Below are 17131 nucleotides of genomic sequence, written 5' to 3' on the forward strand. Positions count from 1 at the left end.
TGTCACTCCTCGCTAACGGCGTTCACTCACGTGCACTCCACCGCGAATGCCGGCGAGGAGGGCCACTGTCAGCCCCAGCGCGAGTGCAATGAAGGGGCCAAGCTGCCAACCAGACAGATCCATCAGACCCCATTGCTGGAGCGGTCCGAGCAGGTAACCCAGCCCCTGCAACCACACCGTGTCTACGCTGATGAGTCCGAGACCCACACCAATCGAGCCGACAAAGCCCAGCACGGGAGCGATGCGCAGCCTCGGGAAGTCACCGCTGGTTCCCGCCAGCACACGGGGGTCGATGTGCGCACGGCGGGTGAGGACTTCACCGGCGAATACCCCCACCCACGACGCCACCAGTACACCGGCCACGAGCGTCGCGTCGATCAACCAACCGCTCAATTCCGGAGCGAAAACAATGAGCGCGATGACACCCAGCGCCACGAGGGCGCCGGCAATCGTCGCCGCCGCGTAGCGCGGGATACGAATGCCCAGACTGAGAAGACCGTAGCCAGAGGAGTGCACCGCCAGTGCCGCAATGGCGACGAGCGGAAGTGCCCCCAGAAGGAGAGCCGGGATGGGGTACCACCCGGGCGCTTCACCCAGGACGGTGTCAAAAAAGTCAGCGAAGAGCAGCGCCCGATTCTCATCGCCCGAAGCGCCCAGTAATGCACCCCACGCGGTTAAGCCCAGAACGGGAACGAGCGCCCCGGCCGCCGCAATGGAGGGGCCTGCCGCACCGGAAGAGCGCTGTTGGAACCGGGCAATATCGCCACCGAAGTGAGCCCAAAACACCAGCAAAGCACTCATCACCAGGGCGGCACCAGCCACCACCGCCGAGAGCGCACCATCGCCTCGACGCAGGGCCTCACCGGAGAGTTGATCGAAGGTGACGAGAAAGAACCCCACGCTGACCAGTAGCCCCATGCCAGCCGCAGCCCACAGAGCGATCGTGATCGACCCGCGGCCGGCGATTGCCAAGCCCGCAGCGACCAGGGAAAAAAAGGCCCCCGTGATGACCTGCATCAACGCGGGCTCACCGTTCCAGTAGTTGGATTCCACCAACACACCCGTCGCCACCCAGGCAGCCGCGAAGACCACGACAACGGCGACGAAGAGTCGAACCACAACCATCAGCACTGCGGGAGCGACGTTACCCACCATGCCAAATGCGGCCCGGGACGACACCAGTGTCGGCAGCCCCGATTGGGCGCCTTTCAGCGTGCCCAGAACCAGAGGAATGGCTGCCAGGAGTGCTCCCGCCGCGGCGGCAATGACCGCCTGGACCAGGCTCAGGCCAGAGTCGACCAGCCACACACCCAACAGCACGAGCGGCAGCGGCGTCCCTAACGCCCACCACGCCCAGAGCAACTGGGTGGCCCGGTCGGATCGCACGTTGTCGGCAGTGGGTTCGGCACCCACGTGATCAAAGCCAAAACGCGAAGGGGCCTCGCGGGTCAGGTCGTCGAGGGCAATCTTCCGTACAGGTTTCGTCGCGAGCGCTTCGTGCACCGAGACAGGCTCGGACGGTGTCGCCGCCTGCGAAGACTCTGGCGCACGGGCATCCTCTGGACTGGCGCCAGTGCTCGTCTCCTCGCCACTCATCTCGCCACTCACCTCGCCACTTGCCTCGCCGGTTGGCTCGACGAAGAGGGATTCTTCCGGTGGGGCACTCGCCGACTGCCCGTCATTGTGGGCGGAGTCCTCGAGCTCCTCGACCAAGGGCCACTGGCTGGTCGGCGGTGTCGTCGCATCGGCATCCGTGAGGATGTCCTCAAAAGATCCCTCGGGGTTTTCCGAGCCGTCACCCTCGAGGCCGGGCTCAGCATCAATGCTGGTATCGGGCTGGCTACCCGCCCCACCCCAGCGGGGTAAGACAATGGGCTCGGAGGGGGCGCCATCAGCCATAGCCTCCGGCTCGAGCGGGTCTGGTGACGTCGCGGGTGTGTCCGCGGTGGCCCCTTGGGCTGTCTGGTCAGGCGGCGGAGCGTCCGCGCTCTCTCCCGGTGTCGACACCGGCTCAGCCGGCGCAGGCGCGGGGGTGAGACTCTCGACGGGAACGCCCTCGAACCGTGCCCGGCCACGCAACACGATGTCTTCTGCTTCATCCTCCGGGAAACTTTGACGGATAAGGGTTTGCCAACCCTCAAACTCTTCGTCTTCTCTTTTTCGAAGAGTCATCTGTTCCTGCAGAGCGTTGATGAGATCGCCGGTTTCTGCTCCCTTTTCGCCCATCCTCGCCATGATGTCGCTATCGCTCAGGGAGCGTCGCTCCGGCGGAGGCAACACGGAGCTATCCCAGTCTGAGGATGCAGACGCGGCTGAGCCGGCGTCCACGTTCGGTTCTTCGGGAGCAGCCTGTGGTGTCGCGGGAGCCTGTGGTGTCGCGGGAGTCTGCGGCGGCGGTTGTTCCGATTGTGAATCGGGCGACTGGGCTTCCACTCGGGAGGGGGGCGGCGGTTCACTCGCCCCCGGAGAAGAATCCGCGGGTGGTGCAGGGTTGGCTGGCCGAGGTTCGGGCGTGGCCGGATCGGACCCAGAAGAGCCTTCACCGAGATTTACCGGCAGCTCTGCGTCCTCTGTGGGAGGGGTGAACGTCGAGCGACGCCTTACTCCATCGCCCGAGCGCTCCTGGTCAGGGTAATCCGCCTCGATCATGACCCCAACAATACGTCCTCAAGGGCCTTTAACGCATTGTCTTGGCCCGCCCGGCGAGCACAACGGCCGAGGTGACGGCGAGTAGTCCCACAATTCCGATCGGACCAAACCGCTCCCCCACCACCGCCACCGCTAAGAGCGTGGCGACAGCCGGCTCCACGAGGGCAATCACGAGCACCACACTGGAGCTCAAATGCACCAACCCTTTGCCGTACAGCAGGTAGCTGAGCACCATGGGACCTGCCACCAAATAGCTCAGACCGAGCACACTGTCGAGCTCCAGTGCGGCGAGCTCACTACCGCCGAGCCCGGTGTCGCCGCCGAGCCAGTGGACTCCCGCGACAAGCAGTAGTGGCAGAGAACCGGCTCCAAACATGGCCCCGGTGGCGATAGTCGGAGCGACCTCGGTTCGAATAATGCGCGAAAGGCAGTAGGAAAACGTGCCGTAGGCAACCCCGGCTAAGAGCGCGAGGCCAAGCCCCAGAGGCCACAGGTTTGGATCAGCCGTGGTGAACTCTCGCTCACCACTGGCCAGGGCGACGACCCCGATAAACCCGACCAGTAGGGCCCACCACCAGGTTCTGCCCGGTGGATCCCGCTCGAGCCGCCACTCCAGCACTGCACCCACCAGCGGACCGGTGGCGAGGGCCACGATGTTTCCCACGGCAACACCCGCCAGACTCATTCCGGTGTAAAAGGCGAGCGGGTAGATCGCGACAGCCACCCCACCGATGAGCAGTAACACTCGCAGTGAGGACACAGTCCACAGTCGCAGGGCACGCCGCCCGGCGATCAGAGCCAACACCAACCCGCCCACACCCATGGTGGTCGCCCCTACGGCAAGCGCAGAGACGCTCTCGGAGAGCAGATACGCGACCGTTCCCGTCGTCCCCCAGAGGGCGGCGGCGAGGGCCACCATAACGGTGGGTTTACTGTGCGTCACCGGCTCATCCCCTCGCCTATCCTCTCGGAGCGTTCAGCACTACTGTGGGAGGGCACCCCTCGTGAGTCCAAGGAGAATACGGTGAACTCTGGCGAAAAATTCGTGGCCTGGCAGCGCGCACGACTCCACCTCATTGTGTCCCAAATTGCCCCCACGCTGTTGCTCATTTCGACGGTGGCCCTCCTGCAGTGGGGATTAGCCGATACCGATTGGGCAGTGCGCATCGCCACTCTGGGCATTTTGTTGGCGTCGGGAATTTTGGGGGCGCTGGTGCAGTTCCAGTCAGCCACCGAAGCCCAGCACATCGCACAGGATCTCTCCGGCGGTGAATATGACCGGACGGTCAGTGGTTCCTCACACTGGCTCTGGGTGCCAAAGTTCCTCACTCCGGCGATTTTTGCCGTCATCTACGTCGCGCTCGTGATCGCCCTGCTGTTTTAGCTACACCCAGCAGAGTGGCCCCGCGGGGCAGACACCCGATGACGCGCACAGTGCCGAGCGCTAAACCAGTGCCGATCAGTCGACCACGTCGAGTTCGATCCTGCCGAGGTGAGCGAATGTCGCCACGACTTTCTCACCCGGCTCCACCGGCAGGGCCTGATCGGCGAGGTTTCCCGTAAAGATGACAAAGCCCGCCGGGGTGGGAACCCCGCGCTGGAGTCGCTCGCGAACCACTTCAATGACAACGCGCAGCGGGTTGCCGAGAATAATCGACGCATGGCCCTCGAGCGCTGGGTGGCCACCGGCTTCCAGCACCACCGTTTCGGCCGCTGGGTCAAACTGATCGGGTCGTAAACCAGTCGGTGACCACGCGGCCCCCCTCGCCGAACTGTTATCCGCGAGCGCATCGGGCAAGACAAAGTGCGGCGACTCATACCGGGGGTCCACAATTTCGATTCCCGCCCGCAGGCTGCCAATGGCGGCCACAATCTCGGCATCGGTCACCTCGGGGTTTTCGACGGTGGAGTCGAAGACGGCGACCATTTCTGGTTCCACTTTGGGCGCCACACTGCGACTTCGCTCGATGCGCTCAGTGACCACCATCTCGTCGGTCAGGTAGCCCACACTGGAGTAGTCCACTCCCGCGTCGTCGCGCTGGGCCTGTGTTGTGAGGCCCAGTTTCAGCCCCACGAGCGACTCGCCTCGGTGTTGGCGCAGGGCGAGCTGCGCGTGCTGGATGTCGCGGCCGTGGGACACGCTGAGAGGGTTTCCCTCCAGGAGCGGCCGAGGGTGGTGGTGTGGCCCATCGGCTGCGTTCAATAGGGACTGGGCGAGTTCAGCGATGCTCACAGGGGACCTCCGGGGTAATCTCTGGGGTGTGGCCTACTGGAGCGAGCGTCGCATTTGGTGGGCCCGGAGGGACTCGAACCCCCGGCATCCACGGTGTAAACGTGGCGCTCTAACCAACTGAGCTACAGGCCCTAAGCCGCTCCCCCATCGTATACCGAGAGGGAGACTTCGCGGCAGAGGCCCCGGGGACGCAGTAGCGGCGGTGTAGCCGTCCAAGACGTCCGGTCTAGACTGGTGGGAATCTTGAGCTGCAAGGGCAACCCCCGCGCTGAGGAATTTTTTGGAGAACTCTCCCAACACAGGAACGAGGTCACCGATGGCGGTCAACGACCAGGACCCTTATTCGTTTACTCCAATGGATGCGGATCCCGAGGAAACTTCCGAGTGGAACCAGTCGCTCGATGGCGTGGTGAATGAATCCGGTCATCAGCGCGGGCGCGAGATCATGTTGTCTCTGCTCAAACGCTCCAAAGAGCTCCACCTGGGCGTTCCCATGGTTCCCACAACGGACTACCTGAACACGATTGCTCCAGAAAACGAGACACCTTTTCCGGGTGACGAAGAAATTGAGCGCCGGTATCGCAGCTGGATCCGCTGGAACGCCGCGATCATGGTCCACCGCGCTCAGCGGCCCGAAATTTCTGTCGGTGGGCACATCTCCACCTACGCATCGTCTGCCTCGCTCTACGAAGTGGGCCACAACTACTTCTTCCGCGGCCCCGACCACGAAGGCGGCGGCGACCAGGTGTTCTATCAGGGTCACGCCTCCCCCGGTATGTACGCGCGGTCGTTTTTAGAAGGTCGACTCGACCAGCATCAGCTCGAGGGTTTCCGTCAGGAAAAATCGCACCCCTCAGGTGGGTTGAGCTCTTACCCCCACCCCCGCCTGATGCCCGAATTTTGGCAATTTCCCACCGTCTCGATGGGAATCGGCCCCATCCACGCGATCTACCAAGCCCAGATGAACCGCTACCTGACCGATCGAGGCATTAAAGATGCCTCCGATTCGCACGTCTGGGCGTTTTTGGGCGACGGCGAAATGGACGAAATCGAATCGCGCGGGGCGCTGCACATCGCCTCCAACGACGATCTCGACAACCTCACCTTCGTGATCAACGCGAACCTGCAACGCCTCGATGGCCCGGTGCGCGGTAACGGCAAAATCATTCAGGAGCTCGAGAGCTTCTTCCGGGGTGCCGGGTGGAACGTCATTAAAGTCATTTGGGGTCGCGAATGGGACCAGCTGCTCCAGGCCGACCACGATGGCGCGCTTCGCAACCTGATGAACGTCACGCCCGACGGCGATTTCCAGACGTATAAGGCGGAAAACGGGGCCTACGTTCGAGAAAACTTCTTCGGCCGTGATCCTCGGACCGCGCAAATGGTCGCGCACATGAGCGACGACGAGATTTGGGCCCTGCGTCGTGGAGGTCACGACTACCGCAAGGTGTATGCCGCGTTCGAGGCGGCGAAAAACCACAAGGGTCAACCCACCGTGATTCTGGCCAAAACGGTGAAGGGCTATGGCTTGGGTCCGAGCTTTGAGGGCCGAAACGCCACTCACCAGATGAAGAAACTGACGCTCGAGAACTTAAAAACGTTCCGCGACGACATGCGCATCCCCATTTCGGACCAGGAGTTGGAAAAAGACCCCTACCAGCCGCCGTTTTACCACCCGGGTGAATCTGACGAAGCCATCCAGTATTTGCAGGAGCGCCGACGCGAACTGGGGGGTTACATTCCGCAGCGTCGCTCGCGCTACACCCAGGTTGCCCTGCCCGAAAAGTCGACCTACGACGTCGGCAAGACCGGCTCGGGCAAACAGCAGGTAGCCTCCACGATGGCTTTCGCGCGCCTGTTTAAAGACCTGCTGAAGGACAAGAACTTTGGTGCCCGTTTTGTCCCCATCATTCCCGACGAGGCGCGCACGTTCGGGATGGATGCCTACTTCCCCACGGCAAAGATCTACAACCCACACGGCCAAAACTACGTCTCGGTCGACCGGGAACTCTTGCTGGCCTACAAAGAAAGCCCCCAGGGTCAGATCTTGATGCCGGGGATTAACGAAGCCGGTGCGGTGGCCTCTTTTGTGGCCGCGGGCACCAGCTACGCCACCCACGCTGAACCACTGGTTCCGGTGTATGTCTTCTACTCCATGTTTGGTTTCCAACGAACGGGTGACCAGTTTTGGGCCGCCGGAGATCAGATGGCGAGAGGCTTCATCATCGGTGCCACCGCGGGGAGAACGACGCTCACCGGTGAAGGCCTGCAACACGGCGATGGCCACTCGCACATGATCGCCGCGACAAACCCGGCGGTGATTTCCTACGACCCGGCCTACGGCTACGAAATTGCCCACATTGTCGAAGCCGGCCTGGAGCGTATGTATGGCGGGAACCACCCGGACCCCAACGTGATGTATTACCTCACGGTCTACAACGAACCAATTTCCCAACCCGCCGAGCCAGAAGGACTCGACGTGGAGGGTGTGGTGCGCGGGCTGTATCTCTTGCAGCCCGCAACCGAAGCGCACAGCTCGAAGGCGCAAATTCTCGCCTCCGGGGTGGGCGTGCCCTGGGCCTTGGAAGCCCAAGAGCTGCTCGCGAAAGATTGGGCTGTCTCCGCTGACGTCTGGTCGGTGACGTCCTGGACAGAGCTTCGTCGAGATGGCCTTCGCGCGGAAGAACACAATTTCCTGCACCCCGAAAACCCCCCGCAGGTGCCCTATGTGACCGACAGGCTGCAGTCTGCCGAAGGGCCCGTCCTCGGCGTGAGCGACTATATGCATCAGGTGCCCGACCAGATTCGAGCATTTGTGCCCGGCGACTACGCGACTCTCGGTGCCGACGGTTTCGGGTTTAGTGATACCCGACCGGCTGCCAGGCGTTTTTTCCACATCGATGGGCCCTCGATTGTGGTTCGGGTGCTCCAACAGTTGGCTGCTCAGGGGACAATCGACCGGGCTCTGCTCGCACAGGCCATCGAAAAATATGAACTCCACGACGTCACGGCGGGAACAAGCGGTAGCGCCGGCGGTGACGCGTAGCGAGGCCGGGCACGGCCGCGGAATAAGCCGGGGTAGTGTGACACCGCCCGGGTGCGAGTGCGAGGGAGTGAGCAGTGGCGGAAATGACCAGGGAGCAAACACTCCATTGGCTTCGCAATAGCTCCGGCGAGCTCGCCACAACGACGCTCGCGCGGCTGGAAGAAACCCTGCCCTGGTATCGGCAAATGCCGCCCTCCAGGCGCTCCGCAGTCGGGATGGTCGCACAGGCGGGCATCAGCTCATTTATTCGCTGGTACGACAATCCAGACTCGTCGCCGTGGATTGCCTCAGACGTGTTCAACGCCGCGCCCCGAGAGCTTCTTCGCTCGGTGAGTTTGCAGGAAACCCTGCAGCTGATCAAGGTGACGGTCGAGGTGGTCGAGGAGTATTTGCGCGATGGCTCGAAACAGCTCCAAGAGGCCATCCTGCTCTACTCGCGTGAGATTGCCTTCGCCGCTGCCGATGTCTACGCCCGGGCGGCAGAAGCCCGCGGTTTGTGGGATCAGCGCCTCGAAGCGCTGGTGGTCGACTCTATTCTGTCTGGCGAATACGACCAGGAGATGCCCAGCCGTATCGCCGCCTTGGGTTGGAGCGGAACCGGGGATGTCGCCGTCGCCGTGGGCACCAGCCCGCGACCGGTCGATGTGGACCCGATCAGGCGAATCGCGCGACACATGAATGCCGACGTACTCATCGGCGTTCAAGGAAGCAGGCTCGTGGTCGTCATCGGCCACCGCTCTCCCGAGGAGACCGAATCGCCCGCAGAGGCCACCGCGTTTGCCGAGATTATTCAGGCGATGGACGAGTGGTTTGGCGACGGCCCGGTGGTTTTGGGCCCGACAGTCACCAGCGTGCTCGATGCGGCAACCAGTGCACGCGCGGCACTGTCTGGATTTGCCGTCGCCGGTTCCCTTCGACACACCAGTCGGCCCTTACTGGCCGACGATGCTCTCCCGGAGCGCGCCCTCGCGGGGGATAGCATCGCGCGAGCCACCCTGATCACCGACATTTACGAGCCCCTGCGCGACCACCCCTTGGACCTACTCAATACGGTGTGGACGTACTTTCACACGGGATACTCCTTGGAAGCCACCGCAAAAGAACTGTTTGTCCACCCCAACACGGTGCGCTACCGGTTGAAGAAAGTGGCCGACGTGTTGGCTTGGGATCCCGTTGAAGCGCGAGATTCGCTGATTATCCACCTGGCGATCATCCTGGGTCACATCGGTGAGCGCTCCCGGTCACCGCAGCCAAAGAACGCCGATTCGCGCCCGGGTAGTAGGTAATCGACTAAGAATCGGCCTGTTCTTTCCCTCTGACCTCCTATGGCGCGCGCGCGTGTGGCTCGACACACTGGGGGAATGCGTGTCGTCGTTGCTCCCGGACAGGGCTCCCAGAAACCCGGTTTTCTCGCCCCGTGGTTGGAAGACCCAGCCGTCGCCGACACGCTCGCCCAATGGTCAGACGCGATCGGCCTCGACCTGATCACCCACGGGACGACCAGCGATGCCGAGACCATTCGAGACACCCGGATCGCTCAGCCCCTCATTGTGGCGGCGGGCCTCATCGCCGGTCGTGCTCTTCAGGCGCGCCTGGCCGAGACGCCCCACTACGCCGGCCACTCGGTCGGTGAGTTCACCGCCGCAGCGCTCTGTGGAATTCTGAGCGACGTGGAGGCCCTCCAGTTGGTGGCCGCGCGCGGTGACGCGATGGCCCAGGCGGCAGCTCTGACCCCGACCGGGATGTCCGCCGTGGTGGGTGCCGATCTCCACACCCTCGAAGCCCCCCTACGGGAGCGGGGACTCACCCCGGCAAACGTCAACAGCTCCACACAGGTCGTCGCCGCGGGGGAGCTCGATGCTCTTGGCGCGTTGGGCGAGAATCCTCCCGAGGGCACCAGAGTCATCGCCCTCGAGGTGGCCGGGGCCTTCCACACCGACTTTATGCAGCCCGCGCAATCGGCGCTCGAGGAAGCAGCCGGCACACTCACACCGGCAGATCCAACGGCTGTGATTTACACCAACAGGGATGGTTCCTCGGTGTCCTCCGGGGCGAAATACCTTGAGCTTTTGGTCTCCCAGATGACATCCCCGGTGCGGTGGGATCGCTGCATGGAGGCTTTTTCGACCGCCGGAGCGACCGAATTGATCGAGCTCGCCCCCGCCGGAGCACTGGTGGGACTGGCAAAGCGCTCGCTCCCGGGTGTGCTGACCCGACGGTTAGACTTGCCCGAACATTTAGACGCGTTTTTCGCTGACGAAAAGGGTTAATGTGACCACTCTCAATCAACCCTCAGGGGCAGCCCATTCACGGATTTACTCTCTGGGTGCCGCCAGGGGCGACCTCGTCGTGCCCAACGATGACCTCGTGGGACCCATCGATTCCTCTGACGAGTGGATCCGACAGCGCACGGGAATGATCGAGCGGCGGCGCGCAAGCGCCGGTGTGGACGCCATTGACCTCGCCCAACAGGCCGCCGAGGAGGCCATTTCTCGTGCCGGCATCGCCCCCACAGACATCGGTGCGGTCATCGTCGCCACCATTTCCAACACGGTGCAAACCCCCTCCTTGGCTGCCCTGCTCGCCGAGCGTGTCGGCGCGACCCCCGCCCCCGCCTACGACGTCTCCGCCGCCTGCGCGGGCTACACCTACGGCATCGCCCAAGCCGATGCGCTGATCCGAGGGGGCATTGCTCAGTATGTTCTGGTCGTCGGCGCCGAAAAACTGAGCGACTTCGCCAAACCCACGGATCGGAGTATTTCGTTCCTGCTGGGTGACGGTGCGGGTGCCGCCATCGTCGGACCCGCCGATGAGCCGGGTATTGGCCCCACCCTGTGGGGGTCGGATGGCTCCCGCTGGGATTCGGTGGGCATGGATCGGCCATTGAAGGAAGCTTTCGATGACCGCGAGGCCGGCTTCCCCACCCTGCGACAAGACGGCCAGGGAGTGTTTCGCTGGGCTGTGTGGGATATGGCGAGCGTGGCGCGCGAAGCGCTCGACGCATCGGGAATAGGCGCCGACGAGCTCAGCGCTTTTGTCCCCCACCAGGCCAACATGCGCATTATCGACGAGTTCGCCAAACAGTTGGCGCTTCCCGAATCGGTACTCGTCGCCCGCGATATTGCCCACACCGGAAACACGTCGGCGGCGTCGATTCCGCTGGCGATGCACCAGCTACTCACAGAACACCCAGAGGCATCCGGAGGATTCGCCCTACAGATAGGCTTTGGCGCTGGCCTGGTCTATGGCGCCCAAGTGGTGCGCCTGCCCTGACCAGCCCCCACGAAGTGCACCGTAGAATAAAACACTGTTCAGCTGACCGTTAGATATTGAGAGGTTCCCCATGGCCCACACCACAGAAGAAATTATGTCCGGCCTCGCCGAGCTCATCACCGACGAGACCGGCATCGCCGCCGACCAGGTGGAGATGGACAAGTCCTTCACTGAAGACCTCGACATCGACTCCATTTCGATGATGACCATCGTGGTCAACGCCGAAGAAAAGTTTGACGTGAAAATTCCCGACGACGAGGTCAAAAACCTGATGACGGTCAAAGACGCCGTCGAGTTCATCGAAAAAAACCAGTAATCCCCGCGGGCCCCGCGAGAGCAACTGGTCACGAAGGGATACGTCATGGTCGAAGTGGTCGTCACCGGTATCGGTGCCACCTCTCCACTGGGTGGCACGGCGAGAGATTCGTGGGCTGCGCTCCTCGCGGGCGAATCCGGCGTGCGCACGCTCGACTATGACTGGGTTTCCGAGCGCGAAATCCCCATTACCTTCGCCGCTGAAGTGGCGGTCAAAGCCGAGGACGTCCTGGAGCGTCGTGAGGTCAAGCGCCTCGACCCCTCCGCTCAGCTTGCCCTCATCGCCTCTCGCGAAGCGTGGGCCGATAGCGGTTTGGACGCGATCGACCCGGATCGAATCCTGGTCGACTATGCCACCGGCATCGGAGGCCTGTGGACGCTACTGGATGCGTGGGACACGCTGCGCGAAAAAGGTCCCCGCCGGGTCCTTCCGATGACGATTCCGATGCTGATGCCAAACGCCGCCGCCGCCGCAATCAGCATGGATCTGGAAGCACGAGCCGGTGCGAGAACAGTCGTGTCCGCGTGTGCTTCGGGAACTGAATCGATCGCGAACGCTTATGAACATCTCCAGTTGGGCCTCGCCGACGTCGTCGTCGCCGGGGGCACAGAATCCGTTGTGCACCCGCTGCCGATCGCAGCATTTGCCGCGATGCAGGCGCTATCCAAACGAAACGATGACCCCGCGCGCGCTTCTCGTCCCTACGACGTCGACCGTGACGGTTTTGTGTTGGGCGAAGGGGCCGCGACGCTGATCCTGGAGACCAGGGAGCACGCGGAAGCCCGCGGAGCACGAATTTACGCCGAACTCTCCGGCAGTGCGGTCACCTCGGACAGCTACCACATCACGGCGCCGGATCCCGAGGGCGTCGGGGCGTCTCGAGCGGTCCGCCAGGCCCTCGAGCAGGCGGGAGCCACCCCGGCCGACGTGGGACACATCAATGCGCACGCCACATCCACTCCGGTGGGTGACATCGCGGAATACCACGCGCTGCACGCGGTCTTCGGTGAGCAGATCACGCAGATTCCGATTTCGGCGACCAAAGCCGCCACCGGACACTTGCTCGGCGGCACCGGGGCGCTCGAAGCGGTCTTTACCGTGCTGGCCCTGCACGAGCGCACCGCTCCGCCCACCATCAATCTCGACCACCAAGACCCGGAGATTCCCCTCGATGTGGTGACAAGCCCCCGGGCACTGCCCCAGGGCCCGCTCCTGGCCCTCTCGAACTCTTTCGGTTTCGGCGGCCACAACGCGGTGGTCGCTTTCCGCAGCAACTAGCTATGTTTTTGCCCAGTGCTGACTGGGAATACGCGCAAAAACTGACCAAATGGTCAGGATGGTGTCCCCGGCGTATCTATGCTCGAGGACGTGTCTCATCACGATCACATCCTTCAGGTCGCCCTGGAGCGCTTCGCCCACCAGGGAATCGCGCAGACCACCATCCAGGATGTTGCCGACCACGCGGGCTCCTCAAAAGCCAACGTGCTCTACCACTTTCGCAATAAAAATCACCTCGTCGATGTCGCACTCGAACCCGCGCTCGGCGCACTCGGCCGGCTTGTCGAACGGGCGAATGACTCAGAGCTCGAGGCCGCTGACGCCAGAGAGTGGTTCATCACGAGCTTTGTCGACTTCCTGATCACCCACCGGCTCGCCACCCACGTCATCGTCGCCCACCCCTACCTCGCCGAACAGAGCGAGTCGTTGGGCCGAGCCCACCAGTTGATGACCGAGATGGCCCACATGGTGAGCAATCTGAGTGTCGGTGAAGAAGATCGTTTGCGTTTTGGCATTGCCGTCTCGGGGGCGACCTACGCTCTGGTCTCCAGCGGGATATTGGGGGTTCCCGGGCTGGACGACGATGCGCTTCGCACCGGCCTGCGAGACGTACTCGGGCAGATGCTCCTCAGCGGTCAGCCGGCGGCGGGTCGCTAGTGGCCACATTTCTCTACCGCCTGGGTAAGGCGAGCTACCGCCACGCGGGCCGAGTCCTTCTGGGCTGGCTGGTCGCCCTGGTGGCAATCGGCGGTGTCGGGTTTAGCCTGGCGGGAACCACGGATGAAGAGTTTCGTATCCCCGGTAGTGAGTCCCAGGAAGCCTTCGATCGCCTCGAAGCGGTGTTTCCCACCTTCGCGGGCGCCTCTGCTCAAGCGGTGCTCGTGGCGCCCGAGGGTGAGCGCCTCACCAGTGCTTCGAATCGCCTGAGCATCATCGCCCTGGCCGAGGAGATTAAGGACCTGGACGGGATCGAAGAGGCCACCCACCCCTTTGAAGAGTTCGCCGAACAGGCACTCTCCGACGATGGCCGCACGGCCTACATTCAAATCCAATTCGAGGAGGCGGGGCCGGAAGTTACCGACGAGCTTCTCGAACAACTCCAAAGCACCCGCTCTCTAGTCGAGACACAGGGGCTGCGGGTCGAATTCGGCGGTAGCGTGTTCCAAGATCAAGAAGTGGGCCTGACCATCGCCGAAGTCTTCGGTGTCGCCTTCGCCGGCCTGGTACTCGTCATCACTTTCCGCTCTTTTCGACCCGCCTGGATGCCGCTCGCGAGCGCCATTGTCGGGGTCGGAATTGTGCTGGGTGTGCTGTTTTTCGCCGCCCGGGAGATCACTATTTCCAGCTCCGGACCACTACTGGCGGTGATGTTGGGCCTCGCGGTGGGAATCGACTATTCGCTCTTTATCCTCTCCCGACATCGCACCCAGTTAGCCGCCGGTGAAGACGCCGAAGAATCGGCTGGGATCGCCGTCGGTACGGCGGGTAACGCCGTCGTCTTTGCCGGGGTGACCGTGATCGTCGCACTGTTGGGGCTTTTCGTCGTCGGCCTTCCCTTCCTGAGCGTCCTCGGCGCCTCCGCCGCACTGGCGGTCGCCATCGCCGTCGTTGCGGCCATTACCCTACTCCCGGCCTTTATGGGGCTCTCGGGTGAGAAGCTTCGGCCAAAACCCGGGTCACAGGCAGCCCGGGTCGCAGCCTTCTCGGCAGACAACCCGAGCTTTGGCCGGCGCTGGGTACGGATGGTGACAAAACGGCCCCTGACGGTGACACTGGTGACGGTTTTGGGCCTCGGCGCGGTGGCGCTACCCGCCCTGTCTCTGGATTTGAACCTCCCCGGGGGTGGTCAAGAACCCGAAGAATCCACCCAGCGACAGGCCTACGACCTGATCAGCGAAGGTTTTGGGCCCGGCTATAACGGTCCGCTACTCATCGCCGTCGACATCACCCGCAGCGAAGAGCTGATGGATGACTTGGAGGCGATGGAAGAAGATTTCGCCGAGATTCCCGGCGTCGCCTACGTCAGTCAGGGCTTTCCCTCCCCCGGGCTCGACACCGGCATTTTTCAAATCGTGCCCGAGTTTGCGCCGGATTCGAAGGAGACCAAGGCGCTGTTGGCGGATATTCGCGAGCGAATACCCGAATGGCAAGAGCAGTATGACGCGCCGATGGCGGTCACTGGTGTCACCGCCATCGGTGTCGACGTGTCCGAGCGCATTCAAAACGCGCTTCTGCCCTTCGGTGTCGTCGTGGTCGGACTCGCCATTGTGCTCCTGCTCGCGGTCTTCCGATCCATCGTGGTCCCCTTAAAGGCCGCCCTGGGCTTTGTTCTCTCGGTCACTGCCGCCTTCGGCGTCGTCGTCATCGTCTTCCAGTGGGGCTACGGGGCAGACCTGTTACACGTCACTCCGGGACCCATTTTGAGCTTCATGCCGATTATCTTGATGGCCGTCCTCTTTGGCCTCGCGATGGATTACCAAGTGTTCATGGTCTCCGGCATGCGCGAAGTCCAGGTTCACACCGGCAATTGGCGACACGCCATCGAAGAGGGCTATTCGCAGGGTGCGCGAGTGGTGACAGCTGCCGCACTCATCATGTTCTTCGTCTTTTTCTCCTTCGTCCCCGAAGGCTCCAGCACGATCAAACCCATTTCGCTGGGCCTCGCGGTCGGTATCGCCTTCGATGCGTTTATCGTGCGGATGACCCTGGTCCCCGCCCTGATGGCACTCTTTGGCCGCGCGGCGTGGTGGCTTCCCGATTCCTGGAGCCGCCGGGTGCCCCGGGCAGATGTGGAGGGCGAACAGCTGCGCGACCACATCCGCGATAGCCACTGGGCGAGCCAACACCAACACCTCGCCGTCCACGCTGACTACCTCGTCACCCATTCAGGCTCCGAAGAACCTCTCTCGCTCGAGTGGGAACCCGGTACCCGCGTCGACCTGGTGGGCGAGCCGCAGCACACCAGCGCGCTCGCCGCGACGCTCTCCGGTTACCTGCCTCCCCGTCAGGGCGCACTCCACGTCGTGGGCCATCCACTACCCAGCGAATCGGCTCAGGTGGGCCGAAAAGTCTCGATGTGGTCGAGATCTGACGAAGACCTCCTGGATCCGCTCGGAGTGACCTTGGGCGAACGCCTGGCGTATGCCAGGAACACACGCGGCCATGGCGCCGCCGGTCGCGCATCCCTCATTCCAGACACGCTTCAACGGCTCAATAGCGTCAGTGCCGAGCTGCCGCGAGAAACCGGGGTGGTCCCCCTCGATCACGACACTCGGCCCGGTGTGTTACCCCGAGCCCAGCAGATTCTGGTGTGGGCGGCACTCGCCCTGATTGACAGAGCACCGGTGACGATTATCAGTGCCGCTGAACCCGTCTCAAGCCTCGATGACCATGCCCTCTGGTGGCACGCGATCGAGCGCTTCGCAAGCGCAGATCAGGTGGTCGTGCTGTGTGTGCTGCCACCGGCCAGGGTCCTGCCCGCCTCGACAACGAGGCGCGTTGTGGACTTAAGCCCCGCGGCCCTCCAATTAGGGGCTGTGCAGTGATCGGCCAGCAGCGTCAGCGACGCCTGGGCTGGTGGGCCGGCGCAGTGGCGCTACCCCTGATTTTGATTGCCACCCTGTTGGGCGTGGTCACCACGGCGGATACCGCGATCGAGCGCATTCCCGTCGCCCTGGTCAACAACGACGAACTGGTCGAGCAGACCGATGAGGACGGTGAAGAAGAAATCATCCTCGCCTCCCGGCCCCTGGTAACCGAGCTCGTGTCAAACGACGACTTCGAGGTCAACTGGGTCATTACCGGCAGCAGCCAAGCCGCCGAACTACTGGCTGCCGGTGAGGTGTATGCGGTGTTGGAAATCCCCGCCAATTTCTCTGAGGCGGTCCTCACTCTCGATGGCGACAACCCGGAACAAGCCAACTTTTCCATCACCACCGACCCCTCCCACAGCTACCTCGCGGGGATCCTCTCCGATCAATTAGGTGCCACCATTGCCTCGACCATCAGCGCCGAGTTTGGTCGAGAAATCACGGCGGGACTGTTCACCGCCATTGTCGACCTCGGTGACGGCATCACCGAGGCAGCCGACGGCGCGGAGGAAGTCGCCGAAGCCACCGAAGAGCTCGCCGATGGGGTCAGCGAGCTAAAGGACGGCTCCGAGGAACTCCTAGACGGCACCAACGACCTCGCCGATGGCTACATCGAGTACGACGACGGCCTCACTGAGTACCTGGACGGCCTTCGCGAACTGGCCGATGGGGCCGAAGAGCTCAACCGTGGCACAAAAGATCTACCGGACCTTGCGGACGGCGTGGAGACGTATACCGACAGTGTG

Annotated in this window: 13 protein-coding genes and 1 tRNA gene; 10 read left to right on the forward strand and 4 right to left on the reverse strand. The window is 63.0% G+C overall.

Going from position 1 to position 17131, the window contains the following annotated elements; all coding sequences use genetic code 11:
* Positions 1–12: 12 nt before the first annotated feature.
* Together RI518_RS05805 and RI518_RS05810 are read right to left on the reverse strand one after the other, a co-directional pair.
* Complete coding sequence (locus RI518_RS05805; protein ID WP_310689589.1) at positions 13–2649, reverse strand: cytosine permease; 2637 nt, start codon at positions 2647–2649, stop codon at positions 13–15.
* 28 nt (positions 2650–2677) lie between these two features.
* Positions 2678–3592 carry a DMT family transporter gene (locus tag RI518_RS05810; protein WP_310689590.1) on the reverse strand — a complete coding sequence of 305 codons (915 nt, stop codon included), beginning with the start codon at positions 3590–3592 and terminating at the stop codon, positions 2678–2680.
* Positions 3593–3673: 81 nt separating this feature from the next.
* On the opposite strand from RI518_RS05810, the gene RI518_RS05815 reads away from it, so the two are divergent.
* Complete coding sequence (locus RI518_RS05815; RefSeq protein WP_310671799.1) at positions 3674–4033, forward strand: hypothetical protein; 360 nt, start codon at positions 3674–3676, stop codon at positions 4031–4033.
* Positions 4034–4108: 75 nt separating this feature from the next.
* Here RI518_RS05815 and RI518_RS05820 read toward each other — a convergent pair whose 3' ends face one another.
* Both RI518_RS05820 and RI518_RS05825 read right to left on the reverse strand, forming a co-directional pair.
* Complete coding sequence (locus RI518_RS05820) at positions 4109–4882, reverse strand: hypothetical protein (protein ID WP_310689591.1); 774 nt, start codon at positions 4880–4882, stop codon at positions 4109–4111.
* Positions 4883–4937: 55 nt separating this feature from the next.
* Positions 4938–5014 (reverse strand) — tRNA-Val (locus tag RI518_RS05825).
* A 184-nt stretch (positions 5015–5198) separates the two neighbouring features.
* Between RI518_RS05825 and aceE the strand changes: the two genes are divergently transcribed.
* From aceE to RI518_RS05870, 9 genes are all read left to right on the forward strand, one after another.
* Positions 5199–7928: a pyruvate dehydrogenase (acetyl-transferring), homodimeric type gene (aceE, locus tag RI518_RS05830; protein ID WP_310671797.1), complete on the forward strand. Its 2730-nt coding sequence runs from the start codon at positions 5199–5201 to the stop codon at positions 7926–7928.
* 83 nt (positions 7929–8011) lie between these two features.
* The gene (locus tag RI518_RS05835; protein WP_310671796.1) at positions 8012–9214 is read left to right on the forward strand and encodes a helix-turn-helix domain-containing protein; all 1203 of its coding nucleotides are present in this window, start codon (positions 8012–8014) and stop codon (positions 9212–9214) included.
* 75 nt (positions 9215–9289) lie between these two features.
* Entirely contained in the window at positions 9290–10198 is a 909-nt protein-coding gene (locus RI518_RS05840; protein WP_310671795.1) for an ACP S-malonyltransferase, read from the forward strand.
* A gap of 1 nt (position 10199) precedes the next feature.
* The gene (locus RI518_RS05845) at positions 10200–11201 is read left to right on the forward strand and encodes a beta-ketoacyl-ACP synthase III (RefSeq protein WP_310671794.1); all 1002 of its coding nucleotides are present in this window, start codon (positions 10200–10202) and stop codon (positions 11199–11201) included.
* A 70-nt stretch (positions 11202–11271) separates the two neighbouring features.
* Positions 11272–11517 (forward strand): acyl carrier protein, encoded by a 246-nt coding sequence (locus RI518_RS05850; RefSeq protein WP_310671793.1) that lies wholly within the window; start codon positions 11272–11274, stop codon positions 11515–11517.
* A gap of 45 nt (positions 11518–11562) precedes the next feature.
* Entirely contained in the window at positions 11563–12795 is a 1233-nt protein-coding gene (gene fabF / locus RI518_RS05855; protein ID WP_310689592.1) for a beta-ketoacyl-ACP synthase II, read from the forward strand.
* Between the two features lie 90 nt (positions 12796–12885).
* Positions 12886–13452 carry a TetR/AcrR family transcriptional regulator gene (locus RI518_RS05860; protein WP_310671790.1) on the forward strand — a complete coding sequence of 189 codons (567 nt, stop codon included), beginning with the start codon at positions 12886–12888 and terminating at the stop codon, positions 13450–13452.
* Positions 13452–16340: an MMPL family transporter gene (locus RI518_RS05865; RefSeq protein WP_310671788.1), complete on the forward strand. Its 2889-nt coding sequence runs from the start codon at positions 13452–13454 to the stop codon at positions 16338–16340. The genes RI518_RS05860 and RI518_RS05865 overlap by 1 nt, the downstream gene beginning before the upstream one ends.
* Positions 16337–17131 (forward strand): ABC transporter permease (locus RI518_RS05870; RefSeq protein ID WP_310689593.1); only part of this gene is annotated, 795 nt, incomplete at its 3' end. The genes RI518_RS05865 and RI518_RS05870, both read left to right, overlap by 4 nt.

The sequence above is a fragment of the Pontimonas sp. genome (assembly GCF_031581085.1).
In the GTDB taxonomy this organism is placed as follows: domain Bacteria; phylum Actinomycetota; class Actinomycetes; order Actinomycetales; family Microbacteriaceae; genus Pontimonas.